This window comes from Gilvimarinus sp. 1_MG-2023, assembly GCF_030548285.1.
The window spans coordinates 1-265 of the sequence record NZ_JAUOSC010001113.1; the positions used below are offsets into that span (position 1 = coordinate 1).

Annotated in this window: 1 pseudogene; it reads left to right on the plus strand. The window is 57.7% G+C overall.

The features are described 5' to 3' along the window. Nucleotides 1–265 (plus strand): annotated as a pseudogene (locus tag Q4563_RS20310) (bifunctional riboflavin kinase/FAD synthetase); the annotation flags it as partial.

Here is a 265-nt window from a genome sequence, read left to right on the forward strand (position 1 = left end):
GTGCCTGCCGTTTAATCAGGCGCTGCGATCAATGTCGGCGGATGATTTTATCAAGCAGGTACTGGTGGATACGCTCGGTATTCGCCATCTGATCGTGGGAGATGACTTCCGCTTTGGCTGTGATCGCCGGGGTGATTATGCGCTGCTGGCCAGTGCTGGCCAGCAATACGGTTTTGTGGTGCAGGACTCCTCGACCTTTCTGGTGGCCGGAGAACGCGTCAGCAGTACCCGTATCCGCAAGGAGCTGGAAGCCAACCGTCTGGGC